This is a genomic window from Pseudoalteromonas sp. T1lg75 (genome assembly GCF_002964705.1).
In the GTDB taxonomy this organism is placed as follows: domain Bacteria; phylum Pseudomonadota; class Gammaproteobacteria; order Enterobacterales; family Alteromonadaceae; genus Pseudoalteromonas.
This window is the reverse complement of sequence record NZ_PQCD01000005.1, coordinates 128,235-152,965: the sequence shown is the minus strand read 5'-3', so window position 1 is coordinate 152,965 and position 24,731 is coordinate 128,235. Positions and strand designations below refer to the sequence as shown.

Here is a 24,731-nt window from a genome sequence, read left to right as displayed (position 1 = left end):
GGTCTGTACAATGCTAATTACCTAGCCAGGCTTGTCTTCACTGCATCCCTTAGGTAAAAAGGGACATAATTTTTATAATAATGGACTAATGGAATGAAACTACACTCTATTATCACTGCAATCGCGCTGGCTGCCAGCTCATCATCAGCTGTGGCAAACTCGGTTTTCGAAAAACCAGAAGATGCTATCGACTACCGTAAATCGGCCTTTTCACTGATCCGTGTACAAATCGCCGACATGGGTGACATGCTTAAAGGCAAGGTGCCTTTCGACGCCGAGCGCTTTGCCATGCGCGCCAACAATGCCGCAGCGCTATCGCAAATGCCTTGGGAAGCCTTCGGTGCTGGCACCGATAAGGGCGACACCAGCGCACTTCCGGCCATCTGGGAAGACCGTGCAACCTTTGATGCCAAGGCCGATGCCTTTGCCAAATACGCACAAGAGCTAGCAGTAGCAGCACAAAGCGGCGACCAAGAAACTATCGTACCGGCTTTCCAAAACTGGGCGAAAGGCTGTAAAGACTGTCATAAGTCATTTAAAGACTAAGCTCTTTAAGCAATAAAAAAACGGCGCAATAAGCGCCGTTTTTTGTGCCCAACTGTTAGCTTAGCTGCGACGACGACGTAACCATAACGCCGGTGCCATCAGCAGAGTCAACCAGGCCCAAGTACCTGAGCTGGTGCTCTTCTTAGGTTCAATCTTTGGCTGTGGCTTGGGTTGCTCAGAAGCTTCATCCGCCAGATTATTCACCTTAACCATTACGGTCGCTTCATTAGAAATTTGACCATAGGTGTCGGTGGCAACCACTGTCAGAGTGATTTGCTCAAGACCGGCGTCAAAGTCCAATTGCTCGGCGTTAGCCACAACCACTTCGCCCATGTCATTGATTTCCACTGCCGTTGACGTAGAGCTAGTGACGATGAACTCGGAAATAGCGCCCGCCAACGGAGCATTACGCATTGCCGCCAGGGTGCCAATCACAGTGCCTTTAGCGGTGTTTTCATCAACGCTGAATTCGGCATCGGCCAAGCTTGGTGCAACTTCCATATCGCCACGCGCCGAACCAAGCACAGCGGCAGAACCAGAAGTACTCAAAACGGTAAAGTTTGCATCGGCAAATAGGAATTGCGCCGACTCACCCGGAGCCAGGCTTTCTACTGCATCGCCCTGAGCATCCACAGCCATGGCCACAACACGAGCAGGGGCAAAATTATAACTCCCTTGCGCCATATCGACGGCATAAGCACCAGTGCTATCATAGTAGCCTTCACCCACTCTAAAGCGTACCGTGGCGTTTACCATACCCAGATCGGCAGCGGTTAAGCCATAGTCTTCGATACAGTTTTGCAGCGTCACAAAATTAGTACCGCTATCGAAGTACAGGTTATTCAAGGAGTAAGCTGGGACTGAGTAAGTAACAGGAATGGGTGGCACACCATTTGCGAACGAACGGTAGCTCAATGAATGCGCACGGGCATCCCAAACGCCATCACTGTCTAAGTCATAATCGGCGGCAAAGTTACCGATAAAGTTAGAGGTAATAGTCTGATTTAAAACGATAGTTGTGAATACGCCATAACCTGAAGCACAGAAGTTGGCAGGAACTTGTAGCGTTTCAACACTACCAGAAACAATATCCAGACGCTCAGCGTCACCCACTTCATCCGTAGCCGTGTTTTCAATGATCACCGGCTCAAAGTCAGTAGCGCCTTCATTAGTAATTGTATATACAACACCTTCTTCTGTTTTTTGTGCATCTAGTACAGGTTTTGCCGCCGCACGTGGCAGCACGTGATAGACCATGTGTAATGCATGCTCACCGCCTTCATTAAACACAAGCGCACCATCTAGCTCAGATTTAGTCAGTAATGCACCTGCATCATTTGACCACGAGTTAGTGAAGTTCACTTGCCATTCTGGCAGCTTAGTTGGGTCGATAGTGACGGTAACATCAAACTCAACCGTTTGACCTGCCGGCACTGTCACTGACGACGGGAACTCAGCACTGATAGCGCCAGATTCTTGATCATCCGCAAAGCGGTGCTGCCAGGCTAGGTCGTATGTTTTCGCTGAATTTGAGAAGTTCTTCACCTGCACCGTTTTGGTCATAGTGGCTGCTTCTGCCAGGCTGTGTAAGCCAAACGAAAGCGCCGCCTGACCGGTGTCTTTAGCCCAGGCTGCAACCGGTAAGTTGGCTGCTTTTTCCACGTCTACCAACCCAGAGCCGATAATACTGATCGGTGCTAACTCGGCATTTTCGTCAATCGCCTTAGGTGTCATGGTGACATCTAAGTTTGCCGCATTCATTAGCGTCGCTTTTAACTCAAGGGCATTACGCTCGGGCAAGGCTTCTTTAAGAATGCTCATTGCCCCCGCAGTAATTGGACCAGAGAAAGAGGTACCGCTTGCACCGCTCAAGCCATCGCCCGTGCCTGGGTGCGCAGTCATAATATTTACGCCTGGAGCAGTAATTTCAGGTTTAAGTAAGCCGCTTACCGAAGGGCCACGCGATGAGAAACCTGCGACCGCACCCGATGTAACCACGGATTCAATACTGACACTAAAGCTTGCACCCTCTTTAAGCTGCATACCTGTTGCGTAGCTAACTCCCACTGATGGAATGGTGACTGCCGCATCAAAGCCGCCCATAGGCGCCGGCGTACCATCATCATTATTGTTAGCGATAATAACAAAGGCAGCACCCTTTTCTTGCGCCGCGAGTACTTTCTGTGTGAATGCGCAAGCACCACGATCTAAGATCACAGCTTTGCCAGTGAAATCTGTACCATCAGCGAAGGCCGTACAGGCAGTTTGGTTCGCATCCGGGTAAACCAGCTCAGTATCTTCGCTGCTAAAGCTAAATGCTTCTTGCGGACCAAAACTCGCCGCTTGGAACACTGCTTCTTCACCTGCAACCGTACCCTTAGCGTTAAGCACCTCGTCGGTAGGGTGCGTCATCGCGCCTACAGACAGGGCATTTTCGGTCGTACTAGGTCCACCAACAATATACGGAATGTTGTTATCGTTACCGGCGGAGATCACCACATTAGTACCCAGTGTCACGGCACGGTTGATAAATAGGCCTACGGCACTTTCAGCGATATCGCCATAGTCACCACCTAGAGACATATTGATCACATCGACACGGTCGGCAATGTCCATGTCTTTATTGGGATCCATCGCCTCTTCTAAAGCCATAAGCTGGGCAACCCCTGGACAGGTCCCCGCACAAACTGAATAAACGAATAGCTCTACATCTGGGGCAATACCGGTCACAGAATGGGATACATGGGTACCGTGACTGGTGCCGTTATCGATGGGGTCATCATCCATGTTATAGAAGTCATAACCACCCTGCACTATGCCTTGAGGCCAGGTAACCGTTTCATCAGCAATGGCTGCAGCATAGGCTTCTGCCGTTCCTTCACCACCAAAGGCCGCGTGGGTGTAATCGATACCTGTATCTAAAACCGCTACACGCGCTCCCTTACCGCTAGCAAGACCGTTTTCAACCAAAGGCGTAGCCTTAATATAATCGGCGCTATCTGCAACGGCCAGCTCGTAGTCATAAACAGGGTAAACGGCTTTAACGTCAGAATGGTTTTCCAATTGACGTACTTCGGCTTCCTCTCCTTCAACAACCAAGGCATTGGCCAACCTTGAAGTACGGGTTATAACATTAAGACCGAGATCCATGTTCTGCATGTCGCTCATTACACGCTGCTGCATATCGGTAATATTCGCGCTCAAAGCCGCTTGTTGTGACTTGTTGACACCATAGAGTGATTGACCGTTTAGTTCGACCAACCAGGCTACCGCATTTTTTTCTTGTTGTTTAAATTCAGCTACCTGACGCTGTACCTGTGATTCATACTGAGAACCCAGTAGCTTAGTTTGTGCAGGTAAGGTGGCACTGATGGCCGGTGCGCTTAACAGCGCAGATGAGATGCCTAGCGCAATTGCGCTGCGGCGAAGTTTATTATTATTCATAGGGATACCTGTTTTGTTGTTAAATCTACTACTTTATTGTTGTTTTCGGACAATAAAGCCAAAACAGGAACGTTACAACACTGTAAACGTGTAAACACAAGGTTAATTTCCAGATGCGGGGCATAACCCCGCATCCAACGCGCCCTAGCAGCCAATCAGCAATTTGTAACTAAATGTAAACAACCGTCATTCATCGCTACAGCAGGGCTTGCAGCGGCTCATATCCCCAGGTTGTTGCCAGCACACCCAATAAAACGGCAAAAAGAGCAAAGGCCGGCCAGCTGGCTTTCAGTCGTGCGGCGTTGCTCACTTGCTGATTACGGCCGGTCACCATAGCCGGGACCAGTTTTTTACCACGCAGGGCATAAACAATAATGGCGACAAGGTGCAAACCTATGGCGATTAACAGCCAATCAAAATTCTGATGATGCAGCGAGGAGGCCCATTCAACCCACTCATAAGAGACGTATTGCACCAAGGGACCGTCAACCATAATATCGTCGGTGGCCATCAGGCCGGTAACCAGTTGCAACAAAATTAAGGCAAAGAATACCAACACCATATAGCTGCCGGCGGCATTGTGTCCGGGCGTTAAATGCTTGGCCTTGAGTGCCTCTGCAACCGCTTTAGGGCCGTGCAGTAACGCCGATAGCCGTGCGGTATCACTGCCAACCAGGCCCCAAATTAAACGCGTTACCAACAGCGCCAGGGTGATATAACCCAGTACAAAATGCAGCTCCATGGCTCCTTCCTCGGCGGAGAAATATAAGCCGACTAAACAGCTCACCAGGGCCCAATGGAAAAACCGTATATATCCATCCCAAACTTTCATAACTGCTCCACTTCTTTTGCAATAGCCGTGATTATGCCAAACTCTAGCGTCGGTGCGAAATCAACTTGGTTATTTTTTAACTATGAGTAATTCAATGGGCCATGCCAAAGGCTACTCCAGCCACACAAAACGCGCTGCTAAGCTGCGGCAAAGAGCCTTTATTAAGGGGCAACTCGATATGATGCCCCTTAACCTCGCCGTGCTGCCCTGGGGGCTATTATGCGGCTCGCTGGCGATGCAGAATGGTTTTAGCCTTATAGAAGCGCAACTGATGTCTTTATTGGTCTTTGCCGGCTCGGCACAGTTGGTGGCCATTGAGCTGATAGCAAACGACACTCCCTTACTGACCATAGCCATCACCACCTTTATCATCAGCTCACGGCACTTTTTATATGGCTTGGCCATTCGCCAGAAGGTGATCGCGCAACCCCTCAGGTGGCGTTTGCCGGTGAGTTTTGTGCTGACCGATGAGCTCTTTGCTTTTTCTCACCACCCTAAGGCTTATCAGACCCAAGTGCGGCTAATCTATGCCCTCAGTGCCGGTTTTAGCTTTTATGTCGCTTGGAATATCTGGACCCTGCTGGGCATAGTCGCGGGGCAATTGCTGCCGGACTTAACCAATCTCGGGCTCGACTTTGCCATTGCCACCACCTTTATCGCCCTGGTGATCCCGACCATTAAAAATTGGCCCACTCTGGCGTGCGTGTTGGCATCAGGGATAAGCGCCGCGTTACTGAAGTCCTGGGGAGTGGAATTGTGGTTGGTGTTTAGCGCCCTTATTGGCATGAGCTTTGGCTATGTTCTCAGCCGCGGGGAGCAGCCATGATCACCACCATCTTGCTGATGGCGGCCATTACCTTTGGCAGCCGTTATTTGTTTTTACACCGCGCCCTGCCATTTCGGGTCGGCCCTAAAATGCAGCGTTTTTTAAGCTTTAGTGCCCCGGCGGTGCTCACCGCCATCTGGGTGCCTATTGTCGTGTTACCCGGCGGACAGTGGCAACTTAGCTACAGCAACCCGTATCTTGTCGCCGCTCTCGTTGCCATCATTACCGCTTATAAAAGCCATAGCATCTACGCCACCACCATACTGGCCATGGCGGTCTTTTTTGTGCTGCGCTAACAACAAAGGGGCCAAAGCCCCTTTAATTATTCATTCAAATAGTCGTCAAAGTCATCGCTACCAAGATGCTTTCTTAGCTTTCGCTGCTCCAGGTAGTCGTCCAGCTTTTTCTTAACTTTGCGCTTGCGACGGTCATTTTGATTGCGTCCCATCGCTTCATATTCATCTGCAACAAATTCGTCTTCAAACGCATCATAGGAATATGTTTTACCCACAATACACTCCAATAAATCTAAATCAGTTCTCACCCTTCCCTTACTTGGGTCCGGCGAATTCAGGGCTAGGCGCCTTCGAGTGAATAAATAGCCGCTAAAGCCCAAACTGAAAAGTGAGATTTTTTTATCGTTTCGACAAACATCTTTTATTAATCATTCTCGGCCTCAAAATAACCCGGCTTACCGCCGTTGTTAATTTCGCTAAATGTTAGCCATAGGCACTAACCCTGGCCTCAACCGCCTTAACGCCAAAAACACAAGGTTATGATTTTTAATGATTTTATTATTTGGCATCGAAATTGTATTGCTCATTAGGTCAACAGAATAACAGGAAATATCATCATGAATACCAGCACGCTAGCCATTATCTCTGCCCTTAGTCTTTCAGGCACGGCCATCGCCGGGGAAGCAAATTCGCTGTCGTTTGGCTCTAAGCAATGCAACATTGAATTTAAAAATGATGTGCGTATCGAGCCGCAACGCCTACAGATCACCAATGCCAATAACCAACACCTGGTGTATAGCGATGGCTTGCTTGAGGTCGATGGTCAGCCCGTTGAGTTAAACGCCGAGCAGCAACAGGCCTTGGCAGATTACACCGACAAGGTTCGTACCTATATGCCCGAGGTGGCCCAGATAGCTCTGGATGGCGTGAAAATAGCCGGAGTGGCATTAGAAGAAGTCGGGGCGGCATTTGGCATCAGTCACAATGAAGCGCTTAGCGATTTGGTCGACAATATCGGCGTCAATATTGAGCAAACCTTCTACCAGGACGGTGCCTTTGTGATGGGTAAACAAAGCTTTGAACAGCTAGGTGATGATATTGAAAGCCAGTTTGACGAAGACTTTGAACAAGCCGTAGAACAGGCCATGGTGCAGTCTATCGGCAGCATCTTTATCGCCCTGGGCTCTGAACTACTGGGTTCGGGCGGCGACATGGATGAGTTTGAGCAACGCATGGAGCGCCTTGGTGAGCAGGTCGAGCAAAGAGTCGAACTGCAGGCCGCTCATATTGAAGAGCGTGCCGATGCGCTATGTCATTCGTTTAGCGAACTGGCGCAGCAGGAAGCACAATTACTTAGCATGATCCCTGAACTGAGAGAGTATCAGCTGCTAGGCAACTAAGCTTTAGCCTTTGCCTTACCCTTTTGCACTTGCAGGCAGAGCGCCCCTAACCGGGCGACTGCCTTTTCTACTTCCTCGCTCCACGGCACCCCAAAGCTCAACCGCAGACACTGGCGATATTTATCGGTAGCACTGAAAATAGCCCCGGGAGTAATGCTGATCCCAGCCTCCAAGGCCAGATGAAACAAGGCTATCACGTCATATTGCGCCGGCAGTTGCAACCACAACACGCAGCCCCCTTGCGGGTTGGTCATCCGGGTCCCCGGCGGGAAATGTCGCTGCACTAAGGCACGCATTCGCTCTTTATTGAGCGCCAGGCGCTGGCGCATAACGCGCAGGTTTTTATCGTAATCGCCGCTATTCATAAATTCATACAGGGTCCACTGATTCATCAGTGAAGAAGCGCAGCTCATGGCACGCTTTAAGCGTCGCGCCTGAGGTGCAAATTTTCCAGCAATGATCCAGCCCACGCGGTAGCTTGGCGCCGCGGTTTTTGACAGCGACGAACAGGTGATCACATTGCCCTTGGTGGAATAATACTGTGCCGGTTTGGCACCATCTTGCTCGTAGGCTAGCTCACCATAGACATCATCTTCGATAAGCACCGCGCCTTGCTCTTCCACCAAACGCACCAAACGTTGGCGCCGCTCCTCGGGCATTTTCGAACCCAATGGATTGCTTATACTGGTCGAAAAGATACAGGCCTTAATATCGTGCTCAGCAAACGCCTGCTGCAAATCATCGACGCACACGCCCTGCTGTGGACACATGGGAATTTCAATCACCTTGAGCCCCAGGCTTTCCAGCATTTCAATAATGCCAAAATAGCAGGGTGACTCGATGGCGACGATATCGCCCGCCTGGGTCACACATTGCACCGCGATATGCAAGGCTTCCTGGGCACCGTTGGTGATGATCAACTCATCACTGTTAACGCCGATAGCAAAATCCAGATAACGATTGATAATCTGTTTTTTCAGCGCCGCAAAACCATCCAAGGGACCATAATTGATCGACTGATGCCCGGCCACGTTCATCACCTTACGCATGGTGCGACTTAACACCTTGTCGGTGGGGTTCACCGCCACCGGGTTGGCGATCCCCAAGGGCACCACGGCGGCGCGATGGAGGCCATCAAATACCTGCTCTATCAAAGCCTGCTTATTAACCGCCACCGGTTGGCGCGCCAGTTGAATGCGACGGGGCTGGTGACATTGCTCGGAGCCGGCATTGAGATAGAAGCCGGATTTTTCTCTGGCACTGATCACGCCCTGACGCTCGAGCTCTTGATAGGCCTGCTGAATGGTGGGAATGCTAATGGATAACTTTTGTGCCATCGAGCGTAAAGACGGCAGCTTTTCACCCGCACTTAAGGTGCCATGCGACTGCATATCTTTAATCAAGTCAATCACTTGCTGATATAGATAAATATTACCTTGCTTATTAATAATGCGCGACATAGCAAATCTGTACAGGTGTAAAATAATGTTTTCTGTTTATGTACAGTATACAGAATAACTTTAAAATACCAGCTTTAATTGCCTCGAGAAAAACGCCATGAACAACGCCCTGCTGTATTTTATTACCGTCCTGATCTGGGGCTCAACCTGGCTGGCCATCGAATTCCAGCTTGGCGATGTCGCGGTGCAGATTTCGCTGTTCCTGCGCTTTGCGATTGCCGCCGCCATTATGTGGACTTATGTACTGCTTAAAAAGCTGCCGATGCGCTTTAGCGCCCGCGATCATGGCTTCTTTACCCTGCTGGCCCTGTGTAACTTCGGCGCCAACTACCTTATTCTCTATTGGGCGCAGCATTATCTGACCTCGGCCATGAGCTCCATCGCCTTTAGTACCTTGCTGTTGATGAATATCCTCAACACCCGCTTGTTCTTTGGCAAACCCATAGCCAAACGCATCTATTTTGGTGCCTTGTTAGGCATAGTGGGCATAGTGATCTTATTCTGGCCGGCCATCGCCACCTTAGATCTCAGCAATGAGCTGTTAATTGGTCTGTTATTGTGTTTGGCTGGCACACTCGTGGCTTCCATTGGCAATATGGTCAGTGTGCGCAACTCCCATGCTCAGGTCGGCGTGCTGCAAGGCAATGCTTGGGGCATGCTGTACAGTGCCCTAGGCTTGGCATTTTTTGTTTTACTCAGTGATGTCAGTTGGGACTTTAGCACCGCCGGCATGGGTTATTGGGTATCACTGCTTTATTTGAGCACCTTTGGCACGGTGATCGCTTTCGCCTGTTATTTTGTCTTGCTAAAGAATATCGGCCCGGAAAAAGCCAGTTATGTGATTGTGCTCTTCCCACTTGTGGCGGTCATTTTAAGCACCCTGTTCGAGGGCTTTGTGTGGCAGCTCAATACGGTCTACGGCTTTGTGTTTGTCCTTCTGGGCAATGCTATCGTCCTGACACCTTTCGATAAAATTGGCCATTTTATCAAACGTACACAAGCTCCCGCTTAAGGCATCTGCCTAGAGGGGTAGAACAAAGTGCAGGGCATCGCGCTGCACGCAAAAGAGCGCTGGTGTGGTGCCAATATACTCCCCATCAGCCTCTATCCCTATGTTAGCGGTGTGCACATCAAGCTGGGATACAGGGACTATGTTGACCTGCTTAAGCCGAGTGTGGGCCGCAAAATAGCTCAAAATCAAGGCCTGCACCTGCCGCCAAAATGACGCGGCGCCTATTTGCACGCAACTCAATTGGCCATCATTAATATTCGCCTCAGGCGCCAGGCACATGCCGCCACCAAAATAACGGCCATTGGCCAGACACATCATCAGTAGCCTTTGCTCTTGCTTCTTGGTAGTTGAAAACTGCAATAACGAAGGGGCATAACGATACAGCATTTTCACCCCCTGCCACGCATAGCTCAAATGCGCCCAGCGGCCACGTTTATTTTGGCTGGCACCGACAACCGCGGCATCGTACCCCACGCCTGCGACATTGATAAAGTAGCGCTCGTTCACCTTACCCAGATCTATGGGTACACACCGACCCGCGATGGCACCCTCTATCCATTGCTGCTCGGAACAGCGCCATTGCCGAGCAAAATCATTGCCGCTGCCACAGGGAACAAGGGCAACCTCGACATCACTGTAGGCAAAGGCATTCGCGGCCAAATTGAGCGTGCCATCACCACCGAGCACAATCAACCGCGCGGTAGTGGGGATATAGCTTTGTAACCCCTGTAAGTCGGCGTAAAAATCACCGCTGGTAGCCACCTCAACATGGGATATGGATAGCTGCTCCAACCGCTGACGCACTGTTTTTAGCTGTGCCTTTGCTTGCAGCGGATGATAAAGCAGTAAATAACCAGCCTGATGGTTCAAAACACCCACCTATAACAAATATGGTTTATCTGAATAAATATGCACGATATTTTAAAACAGTGGCTGCCACAAGCTAAAAAACCTTGATTAATGTACCTTTACCTAGGTTTTGACTTAAATATTCATGCAAAAACCACTTCAACCCAAGCTTAATAAAACATTAATCGCATAAGTAAAATTTATCCGAAAGGGCCAAAAATTATCGTTTTATTTTTAACCAGAAGAGCTGCAAAATACACTTGTTTTCAACCACAGGCACAACCCGGAGCAAGCGACCATGAATCCAGTAAACACCCTAAATCAAACAGCAGCCAGTCACGTAGCAGTTAAGCCAAGCAAGCGTAAGGCAAAAATGATGGCCAAGCTAAACCGCTTTGGTAAAGAGCTCGCTCTTAGCGGTGTTGTGCGCTACAAGTAATTAATTACACTAATGTTACTACTCGGTATTACCGGCTAGGTGCTAAGACCCAACCAGCTTAGCACCTAAAACCCCCTCTCTTTACAGCTAGCACACTGAATTAGCACAAAAATCAAGCAAACGATTCATTATCTATTTACACTGGCCACAAGCCTCAGTATTATCCTACCCCATGGAGAGATGGCTGAGTGGTTGAAAGCACCGGTCTTGAAAACCGGCATAGGTTAATAGCCTATCTAGGGTTCAAATCCCTATCTCTCCGCCAAATTTATCAAACTGATTCGCGCCGGAGAGGTGGCCGAGTGGCTGAAGGCGCTCCCCTGCTAAGGGAGTATAGGGTTTGTAGCTCTATCGAGGGTTCGAATCCCTCCTTCTCCGCCATTAGTTTTAAAAGAACCGCCTTTACGGCGGTTTTTTTATAACTAAATTTCGAGCAGGCGGACTTGGTTCGAACCCTTGTTCGACAAAATGTCAGGAACATTTTGAGCCGCGCAGGCGCCCGTAGGAGTGAGTGCGGCTGCAAGCGCTGGAGGCACAAGCGCTCTTCCCGAATAGAAGCCATTAGTTAAAAAAGCCACGTATTGTCGCGATTTTTTGCTTTTCGGCGTTCAGTCGCAAGCGCCCAAAGTTCAATCGCGCCCCCCATCTCCTTAACTAAAGCTTAATTAGAGCTTGATACTATCGGCAATATACCTATACACAGCACCCACTCTGTCAGCGGAAATAGCCGCGACTAATATATTAGATTGTTAACGGGGTGTTGATTTCCCAATGGAAAGTTCTAGAATCTTATAACCCTAACCATACGGACATGTCCTATGAAATACCCAGTTATATTTGCCGCGGCACTTTGTTTGACCACCTTGCCCAGCTATGCGGCGGTTTATAAATGCACCATCAATGGCGTGGCAACCTTTAGTCAGCAGCCCTGTGGCAAAGACGCGCAAATTATTAAGGTGCGTTACTCTGGTGCTAAAACAGTGACGGCCGTGACCAGCGAAGAAGACGATTCTCAACAGCCCAATGTGAGTGAGGTAGACAGCTATCTGAAGTCGCAAGAATACGACCGCCGCATCGCCATGCACGAACGTAATATCAGTGACTACGAAACGCGTATGGCTGAAGATCTGGCGCAACTTGATAATATGAATCAGGCCACCGCCAACTATTTAGGCAGCGACTCTATCGACAATGCGAAGAAGCAGCAGGCCACCATAGTACGCGCCAACTATCGCGCTCTTATCGACAATGAAAAGAAGGCGATCAGCGAATTGCAAAAGTACAAAGAAAATATCAACGCGGCGGCCAAGTTAAATAAACCGCTTTAACGCTGATACCAGCTGCGCCACATCCTGTTCGTCGTTATAGATGTGAAACGACACTCGGGCTCCGAGGTGGCGCGCATCCACACTGATATTATGCTGCGCTAACTCCTGCATCATCTGCTCTTGCCTGTCGCCGGCATGAAGAATCAAGGTACCGCTGCGCCGCCGTGCATCCAGTGGTGATGCCGCAAGGGGGGCACATTCTTCAAGTAATTGCCCTTGCAGTTTCAGGTTATGCGCGCGTACCTTGTCGATGCCAAAGTCATTAAACCAATTGATACTGTGCGCCGCTAACACATAAGGGGCAACGCTGGGTGTGCCTCCCCAAAAACGCAGCGCACTGTCGTGATAGGCAAAATGGTGGATATCGAATTCGAATGGATTGGCATGGGAGAACCAGCCTACATCCTTAGGTTCACAGCCAGGTAATTGCTCGGCGCTAAGCCATAAATAGGCGGCTCCCGGGCCACCGCAAAGCCATTTTACGCTCGATCCTATCATAAAGTCCGGTTGCACCTTGGCTAAATCCAGGGGCAGCACCCCGGCTCCCTGCGCCACATCGACCAGACTCATAACCCCCAACTGCTTAGCGGCGCTCACTATCTCGGCCACCGGCGCCTGGCGCCCGGAATTAGAATACACCTGACTGATAAACACCAGATCCATATCCGCTTGCATATGCTTCTGCCACACCTGGATATCGCTGACATCCTCGGCGGCGGGAATAAACACTATCTCACTATCGGGAGCCAGAGACTTTTGCAGTGCAAAACCCATGCTGGGAAAGTCTTGTTCCGACATCAACACCTTGCATTTGGCTTTGCACAAACTCGGGTGCGCCATCACCAGCTTGCTCAGAGCGCTGGAAAGGTTCAGCTGGGGACAAAACAACCTGGCATCCGAGTTAAACAGACGTGCCAGCGCAGCGGTAAAGTCCTCTACCGCCCCCAGCCATTGGGGCCAAGGCTCGCTTTGTCCCTGTTGCCAGGGAGCAAAAAAATGCTCATGAAAGTGCTGCTCTGTCGAGCGCAGTGGACGACCGACCGAGTGACTTAAGAAATAGGGCCCTGCGGGCAAACGAAACTGATTTTTCAAGGCTTAATCCACCATCTTAGTTAGTCGCTGTACATCATCGAAGCGGGTAAAAATATCATCGCGAGGACGGGCGGCACGACGGTCACGGAGCTTTTCCAACTGCGCCAACAGCACAGGCAAGGGCGGACCACTGGCGGTGACCTTTTCTTGATGCTCGGCCCCGAGTTGCTCATTCGGCACGCGAATGTATTTCTCCACCAGCTGATTGTGGTGCTGAATGGCGGTTTGCCCATGCAGCTTGCACACGGTTAAAAAGGCTTTGAGGTTTTCCTGGAACCAACTGGCCTTATGATGCTGCTCACCGACTTGAAGAAATTCATCCATAAAGGAAGGCAAACGCATGCAGTGGCGCAGGATCTGTTGATCTTGAGGCATCATATAAAGAAACTTATCCACCAGCAGTTGCGAATAGCTGACCTCATTGGCCTGACAAAGACCTAACAGCATATCAATGACGTTGATACCAGCAAAATCACCCGCATTGGCACCACGATACACCTCTTTACCGACACGATAGGGCTTGTAATAGGGCCGCACGCAATAGAAGAAACGATCGGTATCCAGGTGTTGAAAAAGATAGCGGTTGCTCGCCATTACATCCTTTAAAGCCTGCTCGGCCACCAACAGGAGATCGGCGGCTATGGGGTGAGAAATCCCTAAGGGTTGCAAGCGTAGCAGGGCATCGGCGGCACGCTTATAGGCGAGGATGCCTTTAGTATTGTAATCGACAAAAAGTTTCTCGTCGGCCAGATCGGTAAAGCGTTTATACAGCCCGTTCTCGGCACTGTTATGCGTGGTTAAATGGGCGGTGGCAAAGCGTGGCGTAACGCCAATCGAGGCACCGATATGCATGGCCAAGGTCGAGGCTGCCGTCAATGGCGATTGGGTTTCCCGCGACGGTTCGGTGATCTCATGGCGACGACAAGCGGCCATAAACAAGCCCACATTCCCTAACAGATCAAAGGCCTTATCAAAGCCTTGGTCGGTATTGCCCTCATCCACCAGGCGCTGAATAAGTGCGTTACCCTGTAACACCATGGCTTCTTTAATTTCCTCACCAACGCCAACAACATTGGCCTTGTCCTCTTGTTGCCAATACAAGTCTTCTAGTTCGTTATTAAAGGAAACGAAATCGGTGCGGATCCAGCGATCAAACGCGGCTGAGTGGCTAACCATAATACGCTCGTAAATTAGTCGATAATGACTACAAATTAGCATAGCTTTAAAAGTGAAATTACTTAACTTTCACCACAAACACCGGGTATATTTGAAGGGATACTCTAAAAAAGATTAGACAATGAGTGATTCCAACCAAAAAATAAAAATCGACCAAAAAGACCTGCAATTGTTGGCCCTGCTGCAACAAGATGGGCGCATGGCGGTCAGCGAGTTGGCGCAACGGGTTAACCTTTCCGATACGCCGGTGCTGCGCCGCATCAACAAGCTTCAGCAGGCCGGTTATATTCGCGGTTATCATGCTCATCTTGATGCCGCCAAGTTGGGTTTTGCAATCTCTGTGTATGCGCTGATCAAACTAACCCAAAATGCCGCCAGTGCCGCCCAGCGTTTTGAGGATCATGTGGCCTCACTGGCTCAGGTACAGGAATGCTCGGTGATCACCGGCGAATACGACTACCTGTTAAAAATCGTGGCACGGGATCTGGTCAGCTACGAGCACTTTGTCAAACACGCCCTGGGCAGTTGCCAGGATATCGCGGCGATCGAGTCCACCGTGGTTCTTAAACAAACCTTCTCGCGCTGGCAGTTGCCCTTGTCCGATTAGGGCTCGCGCTCAGGGCTGGCGCTCAGGGCTCGCGATTAGGGCTAGGCGTAAAATCACCGCTTTGTTATGCTGCCCGTTATAAATTATCCAGAGATCAAAGCGATGCGCTTGTTTTTATGTTTCCTACTCGGCCTAACCAGTTCGGTAACCTGGGCACAAACCTGCCTTAGTCATATCGACGATATCGACTACATCATGGCGGCTAAAAAAAACGGCACCCATCGCTTTGCCAATGACGCCTCCGTGCGAGCGCTCAAGCTTGACACCCTGCCGCCCTTCAGCGCTTATCTGGCCTCGGCCCGGGAGTGGATAGAGACGCGAAACCCCAGAGCCGGCCTGCCTTGCCCGGTGCACACGGAAACCGTCAAGTTACTGCAAGCCCAAGGAAGCCTAGAGGCCGACTTAACCGTGAGCGACCTGCTGAGTCCCTTTGAGCTACGACACCCCACTAGCAATAAAGCCGTACTGTTACTGCATGGCCTGACCGACTCTCCCTTCAGCTATCACTCATTAGCGGCCTTTTTCTATCGCCAGGGCTTTAATGTGCGCACCGTGCTGCTCCCCGGCCATGGCAGTGCCGCCAGCGATCTTCAAGAGGTGAGCTTTAAACAATGGCGGGCGCTGGCAAACTACGCCATCGCCCGCACCAGCCAAGACTTCGATCAGGTCATTATCGGCGGCTATTCCACCGGTGCCGCGTTGGCCTTGGCTAATCTCATCGAACAGCCGGTACCAAGCCAAGTTCAGGCCTTGATGCTGTGGTCACCGGCAACCGAGCCCCATAATAAGCAGGGCTGGCTGGCGAAATGGATAGACCGTATCCCCTTCGTAAACTGGATAGATAAAGACGCCGATATCGACTTTGCCAAGTACGAGTCCTTCCCTTTTGCCGCCGCGAGCCTGGCCCATGAGGCCATGCGCCGTATCGACAACGAACGTCTAGCCAAGGCAACTCTGCCCGACTTGCCGCTCTTTATCGTCCAAAGCGAGGTGGATACCACCATAGACGCACACGCCACCCTGGCCCTGGCTAAGGCCTGGCATAATCCCCAGGCACGCCCCAACAGCGCCAAGGATATGTTGGTCTATTATGGCAATCCACAAGGGGCACTAAACTATTTAGGCGATGACTTCCCGCTGCGCAACTATGCCTGCAAAGCCAATCAGGCACCCTGTAACAAGATCCTCGACTTATCGCATATCAGCGTGGTTAATGCGCCAAATCATCCCTATTACGGGGCTCAGGGACGCTATCGCAACTGTGGTTCCTACCTTGAAGACGACCTGGCATACCGCCGCTGTAAAACCCAGCCTCAGGTACTGATTGGCGAGCGCACCGCAGCAAATCTGGCCAAAGGACCACTTAAGCGCCTGACCTATAACCCCTTTTATGCCGAGCTGGAGCAGGATATGCGCACCTTCCTCGAGCGTGTGCATGAATAACTTCAGTGTCCGCTTTGTTCCCAGCATACAGGCGGTGGGTCGGTCGCTCTGGCAGCGCTTTTTTGCCGCCGCCGAGGATCCCTTTTCCAGCTATGAGTTTATTCGTGCCCTGGAGCAAACGAACTGCGCCAGCGCTCGCACCGGCTGGCAACCCCACCATTTGCTGCTGTACCACGACCAAGAACCTGTTGGCCTAGCCATAGGCTATATTAAAAGCCACTCTTACGGTGAATACGTGTTCGACTGGGCCATCGCCGAAGCCTACGAGGCACATGGCTTTAACTATTACCCCAAGTGGCTGTGCGCCGTGCCCTTTACGCCGGTGACCGGGGCGCGTTTAGCCCTAAGCGAGGCGGTGGATAGGCAACAGGCTCTCGCAGCCATAGGTAACGCCCTGGATGAGCAGGCGCGGCAATTGGGCTGGTCCGGCTGGCATATCAATTTTTGCTCGCAGGCCCTGGCCGAGCAATTACAAGAGCAAGGTCTGGCCAGGCGCATTACGGTGCAGTTTCAATGGCACAATCAAGGCTACCGTAACTTTGATGAATTTTGCCAGCAATTAAAGGCCCGCAAACGCAAGAATATAATCAAGGAGCGTGCCGCGGTCGCCAAGGCAGGGCTTAGAATTGAGGTTGCCAGCGGTGATGAAATTACGTCGGTGCATATGCAGGCGCTCAGCGCCTTTTATCAACGTACTTACCTAAAACGCTCGGGTCATCTCGGCTATTTAAATGCCGACTTTTTTACCCGGCTCAAACAGGGACTGAGTGAACAGTTAGTGGTGATCTGCGCCTATGATGGCGATAACCTGGTTGCCGCCAGCCTGTTTCTGCGCGGCAAAGACACCCTATACGGGCGCTACTGGGGCTGCCTTGAGCACTATGACCGCCTGCACTTCGAGCTTTGTTATTATCAAGGCATTGAATATTGTATCAAAGAGAGGTTGGCGCACTTTAATGGCGGCGCCCAGGGGGAGCATAAATTAGCCCGAGGCTTTACCCCCCAGCTGACCCATTCCTGCCACCGTTTTATCAACAGCCCCTTTGAGGCGGCCATTGAGGACTTTATCGTTCGCGAAACGCAGCAATATAGCCGGTATATGCAACAATGTGCAGGATTATCTCCGTATAAAGTGCAGTAAACGGTTATTGGCCGGCATGGCAATGTCGGCACAGAGCTCGAGCCCGGCGGCCTCGGCCAAACCCACCACCCATTGCTGCTCACGCAAACCACTTTGCGGGTCGCGCCCGCGCAAACTGGCATCGAAACGAGCATTGCTCTCGCTGGTATAAGTACCGTTGTAATTAAAGGGCCCATAGATGCACAAGTTGCCGCCCCGGCTCAGGTGCCGCTGCACCCCATGGAAAAATGCCCGCACCAGCTCCTCGCTGACAATATGCAGGGTATTGGCGGTGAAAATGCCGTCAACTTGCGCTAACGGCCAGCTATGTTCGAGATCCAACGCCAGCGGCGGCAGAATGTTATCGCCCTCGGCAGTGCCGATCACCTGGTTGATCAGCGCATGGTTATAAGCCAAATCGCTGGTTTGCCAAAGCAGGTGGGGAAGATGCGCGGCAAAATGCAGCGCATGCTGGCCGGTGCCCGAACCAATTTCCAACACTCTCTGAGTATGGGCAAAGATCTGCGTTAATTCGGCGAGGATAGGCCCCTTATTATTCTCACATGCCTGGGATAAGCCGCTAATTTTCATAGTCTAGGGTCGTTAAGAAGAAATTAAATTCCAGCGCTTTTTCCTCCAGGCTTTTAAAGCGCCCAGAAGCCCCACCATGACCGCTCTCTAAGTCGGTTTTAAACAACAGTAAATGGTCATCGGTTTTGTATTCACGCAGCTTGGCCACCCACTTCATGGGCTCCCAATATTGCACCTGCGAGTCATGCAAGCCTGTGGTCACCAAAATATGAGGATAGGCCTGGGCACGAATATTGTCATAGGGTGAGTAGGCGGCTATGGTGCGGTAGTCTTGTTCATGATTGGGGTTGCCCCACTCGTCATACTCATTGGTGGTAAGCGGAATGCTGGTATCAAGCATGGTGGTCAAAACATCCAAAAACGGTACATGGCAGCCAATGGCACGATATAAATGCGGCGCCTGGTTAACCACGGCTCCCATCAACAGGCCACCTGCACTGCCGCCACTGGCAAAGATCTTATCGGCGGCGCCATAACCCTGCGCCACCAGTGCCTGAGTAACGTCGATAAAGTCATTAAAGGTGTTCTGCTTTTGGGCCAGCTTACCGGCTTCATACCAGGCGCGGCCCAGCATTTCGCTGCCGCGAATATGAGCAATGGCATAGACAAAACCACGGTCCAGCAGGCTTAAAATGCTGCTCGAAAAACTGGGGTCTATGGTGATACCGTATGCACCATAGCCATATTGCAGTAATGGGTTGCTGCCGTCTTTATTGAAGGTATCGCGGCGATACACCAGGGAAACGGGTACCTGCACCCCATCACGCGCAGTGATCATCAGCCGTTCGCTTTGGTAGTGGGCCGCATTGAACTCACCCAGTACCTGTTGCTGTTTCAGCAACTTGCGCTCCAGGGTATTGAGATCGAATTCATACAGGCTTCCCGGCGTCGTCAAACTGCTGTAGTAAATACGTACACTGCTAACATCCGGTTCGGGGTTCACCCCTACACCGGCGTAATAACAGGGATCGCTAAAACCCAGGATGTGTCCTTCGCCCTGCATTTTGCCTTGCTGATGTTGATAAACGACAAAACGGATCTGCCCCAACTCGCGCTCGGTTACCAGCCAGTGGCCATTAAACAGGTCGACGCCTTCCAGCAAGACATTATCGCGATGCGCGATCAGCTCACGCCAGGCATTGGGGTCGGCTATGGTGGTGGCATCCGCCTGCATCAGGCGAAAGTTTTTCGCTGCGCGGTTGGTGATGATATAAAAATGTTCACCGAGTTTATCGACATCATAAAGATGGCCCATTTCGCGGGGCATAAGCGGCTGAGGTTGAGCCTGAGGATCATCGGCATCAAGTACATAGGTATGGCTGGTTTCGGTGGCTTCCAGATCGATAAAAATCAGGCTTTCATCACGGCTTTTACCCAGGCCCATGTAAAAGCTTCGGTCCTGCTCTTCATACACCAGCTCATCATCATTTTGGGCGCTGCCCAGACGATGACGAAAAACCTGAAACCCTAGCAGGGTTTGTGGATCTTTCTTAACATAGTACAGGGTGCGATTGTCGTTGGCCCACACCACTTGCCCTTCACATTCATGCAGCACGTCGTCGAGCAACTCACCGCTTTGCAGGTCTTTTATACGCACCTGATAAATACGACGACCGCTGGTGTCTTCACAATAAGCAAGGAGTTGTTCATTGGGGCTTACCGTCATATCGGCCAAGTCATAAAACTCATGGCCTGCGGCAAGGGCGTTAACATCGAGCAGCAGGGTTTTGTTGTCGCCGCTAAAACTGCTGGCGCGATAGTGCCTAGCGTATTCGTCATCCCCCGACACCTCGCTATGATACCAGTAGTGGCCATCACGTACCGGAACCGTGTTGTCATCTTTTTTGATGCGCGCCTTAAGCTCGGAGAAAATTTGCTCCTGTCGTGCGGAGCTAGCAGCTAACTGGGCATCGCAATAGGCGTTTTCTGCACGTAAATGCTCGAGTACTTCCGGATTTTGGCGCTGATCGTCACGCATCCAATAGTAATCGTCTTGTCGTTGTTGACCATGCTGAGTAAGCAAATGGGGGATTTTTTTGGCGATGGGAGCTTGCACGCACAACCTCGAAACACTGAAACAGGATTGTCAGTGTATCATACCAATTCTCTTAAATAGCTAATCATTCTAACGGGCTAAATATCATGCTAACCGCGTTGGAATTTTTCTATGGAGAATAACTACATAAGAAAAATTCCGCCTTGCTATCACATCATTTATCCAACGCTATACCTGCTCACATACTTAACAGAATTAGTATCACTTGTACTTTTCGCGACTACGACTCTATTTCTTGCCACGCGGTACGCCAATTAAGACCCACTCCTGGCTCGTATTGTTCTCGATTAGTTCCGCCTAAACGGCACAGTTCTGTGTAGGGCCAAGGCTTGCAGCGGTATACCTTGCCGGTAGCTAGATGCAAGACACGATCACCGGCGCAATACAACTCATGGTCAATGGGAAAGATATGATCATAACCCTGGTTATTATGCTGACCCTGATGTTGATTTTTTGCCACACAGTTGTAGTTAATCACCACCTCACTGATACCACTGCTTGAGCAAGCAAAAATTTCATTGCCACGATAGGCGACGATCAGTCCATGTTCGGTGATCTTTCCCGCCTGCATCAAGGGAATATGGGTATTAATATAATTGGCAACTTCGCGAGACCAGTTTTGCGGCTCACCTTGCTGATCGGACTGGATATGAAGCTTAAAACTCAGCCCTTTCACCAAACCTTGTCGGTCATAGACCTCAACTTCGACAATATCCCCGCGAAACAGCTGAGTATGGCTGCTTAGGGTACCGACACTGAGCCAACTGGCCTCGGGAAGAGACCCGCTCATGTACGAGTAAATGTCTGTATGTTCGGCTAATTGCAACTGTTACCCCTTGCATGGCCAGCGACCAAAGCACACTTCATTGAACACCAAAGTAGTGGCTATTGTAGTGACACCCTAAAAAAGATAGCAACTAATTAGGGTAAAGGGCCACTCAATACCATACTTTATAACTAGAAGGTGTTGACCTGTTAAGTTCATCTCTAGCAAAGTCACTTGGGTGTAATGCCTTTTTAAAGCTAAGCCCAGACGCGTAAAGAGCATACAGGCCAGGTAAAAATACACCCAAGACTATCAAAGGATAGAAGTGCGAATCTTAACGCTAACTGAAAGCGGGTAACTTTCTCAATTTATTACGCTTTAACCTCATTATGACGGGGCACCGTGCCTCTGATACGCTGCCATACCCAGCGGAACGCGGCCCGTATATCGCCGAGGATCACATACAAACAAGGCACCAGGATCAGCGTGAGTAAGGTGGCATACATTACCGCAAAGCCCAGCGCCACCGCCATGGGGATCACAAACTTGGCCTGCAAGCTGGTTTCAAACATGATCGGCAAGACCCCGGCAAAGGTGGTAATCGAGGTCAGGGTAATAGCGCGGAAACGCGCACAGCCGCCTTCGACCACGGCTTGTTTTACCGTATAACCCTCACGACGAGCCTGGTTCACATAATCTGTCATGACAAGGAGTCGTTAATCACCACCCCGGCGGCGGCGATTAAACCAAAGAAAGACATGGTACTTAAGTCCAGGCCGAACCAGAAGTGACCCCACAGGGCTCCGGTCAAGCTGAAGGGGATCACCGACATCACGATCAGTGGCTGGCTATAGCTCTTAAGCGGCACCGCCAAGAGGATATAAACAATGATCATCCCGGCGATAAAGAAGAGGATTTGTTCATTGGCCTGAGCCTGCTGCTCTTCAATGGAGCCACCCAACTCGGTTTTCACCGATGGGAACTGCTCTTGTAATTGCGGCAACAAATCTTCTTTAATGCGTTTGACCACCTCGGTGGGCTCCACCCTTTCCTCGTCTATGCTGCCATAGATATAAACGGTGCGATAACCCCCCTCACGGCGGATGTAACTGATCCCCGGACGCTCTTGCAGTTCTACTACGTCACCAAGCAACACTTCTTTACCAGCCGGAGTCATCACCACCGCATGCTTAAGGGAGGCAAAGGCTTCACGGGTTAACTTGGGATAACGCACCATGACCCGCACTTCTTCACCGTCGCGGATCACGCGTTGCGCCTCACCGCCGTAGAAGCTGGCGCCGACCTGGCTGGCAACATTTTGCAGGTCCAAACCCAGGTCGTAAGCGACCGGCTTAAGGCTCATCTGCACTTCCTTGCTGGCCGGGTCTATGGTGGAACTGATGTCAAACAAGCCCTGTTGTTGTTGCAACATGGTTATAAACTGACGACCGGCGGCATTAAGGGTCTCGATATCCGAACCAAATAGCAGATAACCGAATTCGCCATCACCACCAGGATTGCCATTCACGTCATCATAAATGGTCAGTGATTTCACCCCGGCAATCTCCGGCATGGCCTCGCGCCAGCGCCGCGATAACTCAAAGGCATCGAATGGACGTAAATCTTCATCAACCAAAGGCGCCAGTACCTGAGCCTCGGTACGGCCCTGGTTGAAAACCAAGAGGCTGCGCACCATCTTTTGGCCAAATTCCTGTTCGATTTGTGTGTCCACATCGAGCACCATGCGCTCGATTTTCTGAATCGCGTTGATGGTTTGAATGTCCGACGCATTGTCGTTCATTTCCACCCTGATTTGTGGGAAGTCATGGGGCACCTTGGGGGTCGGCACCACACGAATATGGTTGCTGCTGATCAGCGTAAAGCTCAGGATCAACATACCTAAAAACCCAAGCAAGACCACGTAGCGCCACTCTATGCTCTTCTCCACACAGCGACGATAGGTGCCATTCACAAAGCCAAAAAACTTATCATTAAAGCGGGCACGGAAACCGCTGGAGCTGATGGGGCCAAAACGGGTATGGGCGATATGCGCCGGCAAAATCAGCTTTGACTCGATCAGACTAAAGGCCAAACACGCCATGACCACCACGGCGATGCCGAAGAAAAATGCCCGCTCCGGGCCGCTCGATAAGGTAAAGGGTGCAAATACCGCCATGGTGGTCAACACCCCGAAGGTCGCCGGGGTGGCCACGCGCTGTGCGCCGCGCACCACATTGTCGACGCCACCGCCTTTTTTCTCGATCTCGGAGTAGGCGCTCTCGCCTATTACTATGGCGTCATCAACCACTATCCCCAGCACCATAATAAAGGCGAATAAGGAGACAATATTAATACTGATGCCAAAGATGGGCATGGTCATCAGCGCCCCGAGAAAACACACCGGCAGACCAATCATCACCCACAGCGCCAGTTTAAAGCGCAAAAACAGGGTCAGCATCAAGGCCACCAGGATGGCGCCCTGAAACAGGTTTTTCAGCATCATATCGAGTCGCGCATTCAGATAATAAGTCATATCCATAAGCGGCTCGATGGTCACCCCGGCGGGCAGGGTTTTATTCTTTTGGTCGATATAGGCCTTAACCGACTCCGCCACCGGGATCATGTTTTGCTCTTTGGTCGCCTTAACACTCAGGTAGATGGCATTTTTGCCGTTAAACTTAAAGTAGCGCTCACCTTCAACAAAGCCGTCCTTGATTTGCGCCACATCCTGTAACAGCACCTTGGCACCATTGGCGCCTATCTTCACCGGAATATTGCGAAACTCCTCGCCAGAGTATGACTGCGCTTCAACCCGCACGGAAATAATGCCCGCATCGGTGCGCAGCTGGCCGGCGGAAAAGTTGGCCGAGTAACGGCGCACCGCGTTGGCTACCTCGCCCAGAGTCAGGTTATATCGGCGCAGGGTATCAGGCTTGATCTCGATGGCAATTTCGTCCAAAGGCACATCGTTTTGCACCAGGGACACATTGCCCAGTTGCAGCAGCTCGTCTTCTATTTCGTTGGCGATGGGCTTAAGCTCGGTCAGGGGGATATCGGCCACCAAAGACATACCTATGACGTCCTGGCGAAATTCCACCTGACTTATGGTGACCGGCTCCATGCCCGCCGGGAAGGTGGCAATGCCATCGACGCGCAGTTTCACCTTATCCAGCACATCGCTGAGCTCGGCATCCGGGTCTACCTCTAGCGAGGCGCGCCCGGAGTTACGAAAGGCGCGATAAACCCCCTTGTCGATCTCGGTCACATCCTTGAGCGACTCTTCGATTTTGATCAGTATGCTTTCTTCTATTTCCTGCGGCGAGGCACCCGGATAGTTGGCGGTCACATTGATGTAGTTAATTTCAATGTTGGGGAACATCTGCCGCTGAATGGTGAAGTAGCTGACGATACCCATGATGATGATAAACACCATCATCAGGTTGGCGGCCACCGAGTTATTGGCGAAGTAGGCGATAATGCCGGTTTGCTTTGGTGTTTGCATGGGCAC

20 protein-coding genes, 2 tRNA genes and 1 pseudogene are annotated in these 24,731 nt (G+C 50.9%); 12 read left to right on the top strand and 11 right to left on the bottom strand.

What is annotated here, in order from left to right:
• The first annotated feature begins 93 nt into the window (after positions 1-93).
• A complete protein-coding gene (locus C2M36_RS01695; RefSeq protein ID WP_105253437.1) occupies positions 94-546 on the top strand; it encodes a c-type cytochrome in 453 nt (150 codons plus the stop codon).
• A 60-nt stretch (positions 547-606) separates the two neighbouring features.
• Here the strand turns inward: C2M36_RS01695 and C2M36_RS01690 are convergent, their stop codons facing one another.
• Both C2M36_RS01690 and C2M36_RS01685 read right to left on the bottom strand, forming a co-directional pair.
• Positions 607-3,990: a S8 family serine peptidase gene (locus C2M36_RS01690; RefSeq protein ID WP_105253436.1), complete on the bottom strand. Its 3,384-nt coding sequence runs from the start codon at positions 3,988-3,990 to the stop codon at positions 607-609.
• A 196-nt stretch (positions 3,991-4,186) separates the two neighbouring features.
• Positions 4,187-4,822, bottom strand: coding sequence for a cytochrome b/b6 domain-containing protein (locus C2M36_RS01685; RefSeq protein WP_105253435.1), 636 nt, complete (start codon positions 4,820-4,822; stop codon positions 4,187-4,189).
• A 178-nt stretch (positions 4,823-5,000) separates the two neighbouring features.
• On the opposite strand from C2M36_RS01685, the gene C2M36_RS01680 reads away from it, so the two are divergent.
• On the top strand, positions 5,001-5,648 hold the full coding sequence (locus C2M36_RS01680) for an AzlC family ABC transporter permease (RefSeq protein ID WP_442792634.1): 648 nt from the start codon (positions 5,001-5,003) through the stop codon (positions 5,646-5,648).
• A complete protein-coding gene (locus C2M36_RS01675; protein WP_105253433.1) occupies positions 5,645-5,944 on the top strand; it encodes an AzlD domain-containing protein in 300 nt (99 codons plus the stop codon). Before C2M36_RS01680 ends, C2M36_RS01675 begins: the two co-directional genes overlap by 4 nt.
• A 26-nt stretch (positions 5,945-5,970) precedes the next feature.
• Here the strand turns inward: C2M36_RS01675 and C2M36_RS01670 are convergent, their stop codons facing one another.
• Positions 5,971-6,159, bottom strand: a complete 189-nt coding sequence (locus C2M36_RS01670; RefSeq protein WP_105188682.1) for a PA3496 family putative envelope integrity protein — start codon at positions 6,157-6,159, stop codon at positions 5,971-5,973.
• Between the two features lie 342 nt (positions 6,160-6,501).
• Between C2M36_RS01670 and C2M36_RS01665 the strand changes: the two genes are divergently transcribed.
• Positions 6,502-7,284, top strand: coding sequence for a YggN family protein (locus tag C2M36_RS01665; protein ID WP_105253432.1), 783 nt, complete (start codon positions 6,502-6,504; stop codon positions 7,282-7,284).
• On the opposite strand, the gene C2M36_RS01660 is transcribed toward C2M36_RS01665, so the two are convergent.
• Positions 7,281-8,744 (bottom strand): aminotransferase-like domain-containing protein, encoded by a 1,464-nt coding sequence (locus C2M36_RS01660; protein ID WP_105253431.1) that lies wholly within the window; start codon positions 8,742-8,744, stop codon positions 7,281-7,283. The genes C2M36_RS01665 and C2M36_RS01660 overlap by 4 nt on opposite strands.
• 97 nt (positions 8,745-8,841) lie before the next feature.
• Between C2M36_RS01660 and C2M36_RS01655 the strand changes: the two genes are divergently transcribed.
• The gene (locus C2M36_RS01655) at positions 8,842-9,756 is read left to right on the top strand and encodes a DMT family transporter (RefSeq protein ID WP_105253430.1); all 915 of its coding nucleotides are present in this window, start codon (positions 8,842-8,844) and stop codon (positions 9,754-9,756) included.
• 9 nt (positions 9,757-9,765) lie between these two features.
• Here C2M36_RS01655 and C2M36_RS01650 read toward each other — a convergent pair whose 3' ends face one another.
• Entirely contained in the window at positions 9,766-10,626 is an 861-nt protein-coding gene (locus C2M36_RS01650) for a diacylglycerol/lipid kinase family protein (protein ID WP_158678836.1), read from the bottom strand.
• A gap of 277 nt (positions 10,627-10,903) precedes the next feature.
• Here C2M36_RS01650 and C2M36_RS16870 point away from each other — a divergent pair, with 277 nt between their 5' ends.
• The 4 genes from C2M36_RS16870 to C2M36_RS01635 all read left to right on the top strand — a co-directional run bounded on the left by C2M36_RS16870 (position 10,904) and on the right by C2M36_RS01635 (position 12,372).
• On the top strand, positions 10,904-11,044 hold the full coding sequence (locus tag C2M36_RS16870; protein ID WP_199882998.1) for a hypothetical protein: 141 nt from the start codon (positions 10,904-10,906) through the stop codon (positions 11,042-11,044).
• 174 nt (positions 11,045-11,218) lie between these two features.
• A tRNA-Ser gene (locus C2M36_RS01645) sits at positions 11,219-11,309 on the top strand.
• Between the two features lie 23 nt (positions 11,310-11,332).
• Positions 11,333-11,425 (top strand) — tRNA-Ser (locus tag C2M36_RS01640).
• Positions 11,426-11,862: 437 nt separating this feature from the next.
• On the top strand, positions 11,863-12,372 hold the full coding sequence (locus C2M36_RS01635; protein WP_105253428.1) for a DUF4124 domain-containing protein: 510 nt from the start codon (positions 11,863-11,865) through the stop codon (positions 12,370-12,372).
• Here the strand turns inward: C2M36_RS01635 and C2M36_RS01630 are convergent.
• Positions 12,355-13,464 (bottom strand): aminotransferase class V-fold PLP-dependent enzyme, encoded by a 1,110-nt coding sequence (locus tag C2M36_RS01630; protein WP_105253427.1) that lies wholly within the window; start codon positions 13,462-13,464, stop codon positions 12,355-12,357. The genes C2M36_RS01635 and C2M36_RS01630 overlap by 18 nt on opposite strands.
• A 3-nt stretch (positions 13,465-13,467) precedes the next feature.
• The gene (locus C2M36_RS01625) at positions 13,468-14,640 is read right to left on the bottom strand and encodes a PrnB family protein (RefSeq protein WP_105253426.1); all 1,173 of its coding nucleotides are present in this window, start codon (positions 14,638-14,640) and stop codon (positions 13,468-13,470) included.
• Between the two features lie 121 nt (positions 14,641-14,761).
• On the opposite strand from C2M36_RS01625, the gene C2M36_RS01620 reads away from it, so the two are divergent.
• From C2M36_RS01620 to C2M36_RS01610, 3 genes are all read left to right on the top strand, one after another.
• Complete coding sequence (locus C2M36_RS01620; RefSeq protein WP_105253425.1) at positions 14,762-15,247, top strand: Lrp/AsnC family transcriptional regulator; 486 nt, start codon at positions 14,762-14,764, stop codon at positions 15,245-15,247.
• Between the two features lie 102 nt (positions 15,248-15,349).
• Complete coding sequence (locus tag C2M36_RS01615) at positions 15,350-16,690, top strand: alpha/beta hydrolase (RefSeq protein ID WP_105253475.1); 1,341 nt, start codon at positions 15,350-15,352, stop codon at positions 16,688-16,690.
• On the top strand, positions 16,683-17,831 hold the full coding sequence (locus C2M36_RS01610; RefSeq protein ID WP_105253424.1) for a GNAT family N-acetyltransferase: 1,149 nt from the start codon (positions 16,683-16,685) through the stop codon (positions 17,829-17,831). The genes C2M36_RS01615 and C2M36_RS01610 overlap by 8 nt, the downstream gene beginning before the upstream one ends.
• Here the strand turns inward: C2M36_RS01610 and C2M36_RS01605 are convergent.
• The 4 genes and pseudogenes from C2M36_RS01605 to C2M36_RS01590 form a co-directional block, all read right to left on the bottom strand.
• Complete coding sequence (locus C2M36_RS01605) at positions 17,808-18,401, bottom strand: DUF938 domain-containing protein (protein WP_105253423.1); 594 nt, start codon at positions 18,399-18,401, stop codon at positions 17,808-17,810. The genes C2M36_RS01610 and C2M36_RS01605 overlap by 24 nt on opposite strands.
• Positions 18,391-20,457 carry a S9 family peptidase gene (locus C2M36_RS01600; protein WP_234399067.1) on the bottom strand — a complete coding sequence of 689 codons (2,067 nt, stop codon included), beginning with the start codon at positions 20,455-20,457 and terminating at the stop codon, positions 18,391-18,393. The genes C2M36_RS01605 and C2M36_RS01600 overlap by 11 nt, the downstream gene beginning before the upstream one ends.
• Before the next feature lie 220 nt (positions 20,458-20,677).
• Positions 20,678-21,283: a chitin-binding protein gene (locus tag C2M36_RS01595; protein WP_234399065.1), complete on the bottom strand. Its 606-nt coding sequence runs from the start codon at positions 21,281-21,283 to the stop codon at positions 20,678-20,680.
• Between the two features lie 311 nt (positions 21,284-21,594).
• A pseudogene (locus C2M36_RS01590) lies at positions 21,595-24,725 on the bottom strand (efflux RND transporter permease subunit).
• Positions 24,726-24,731 lie beyond the last annotated feature (6 nt).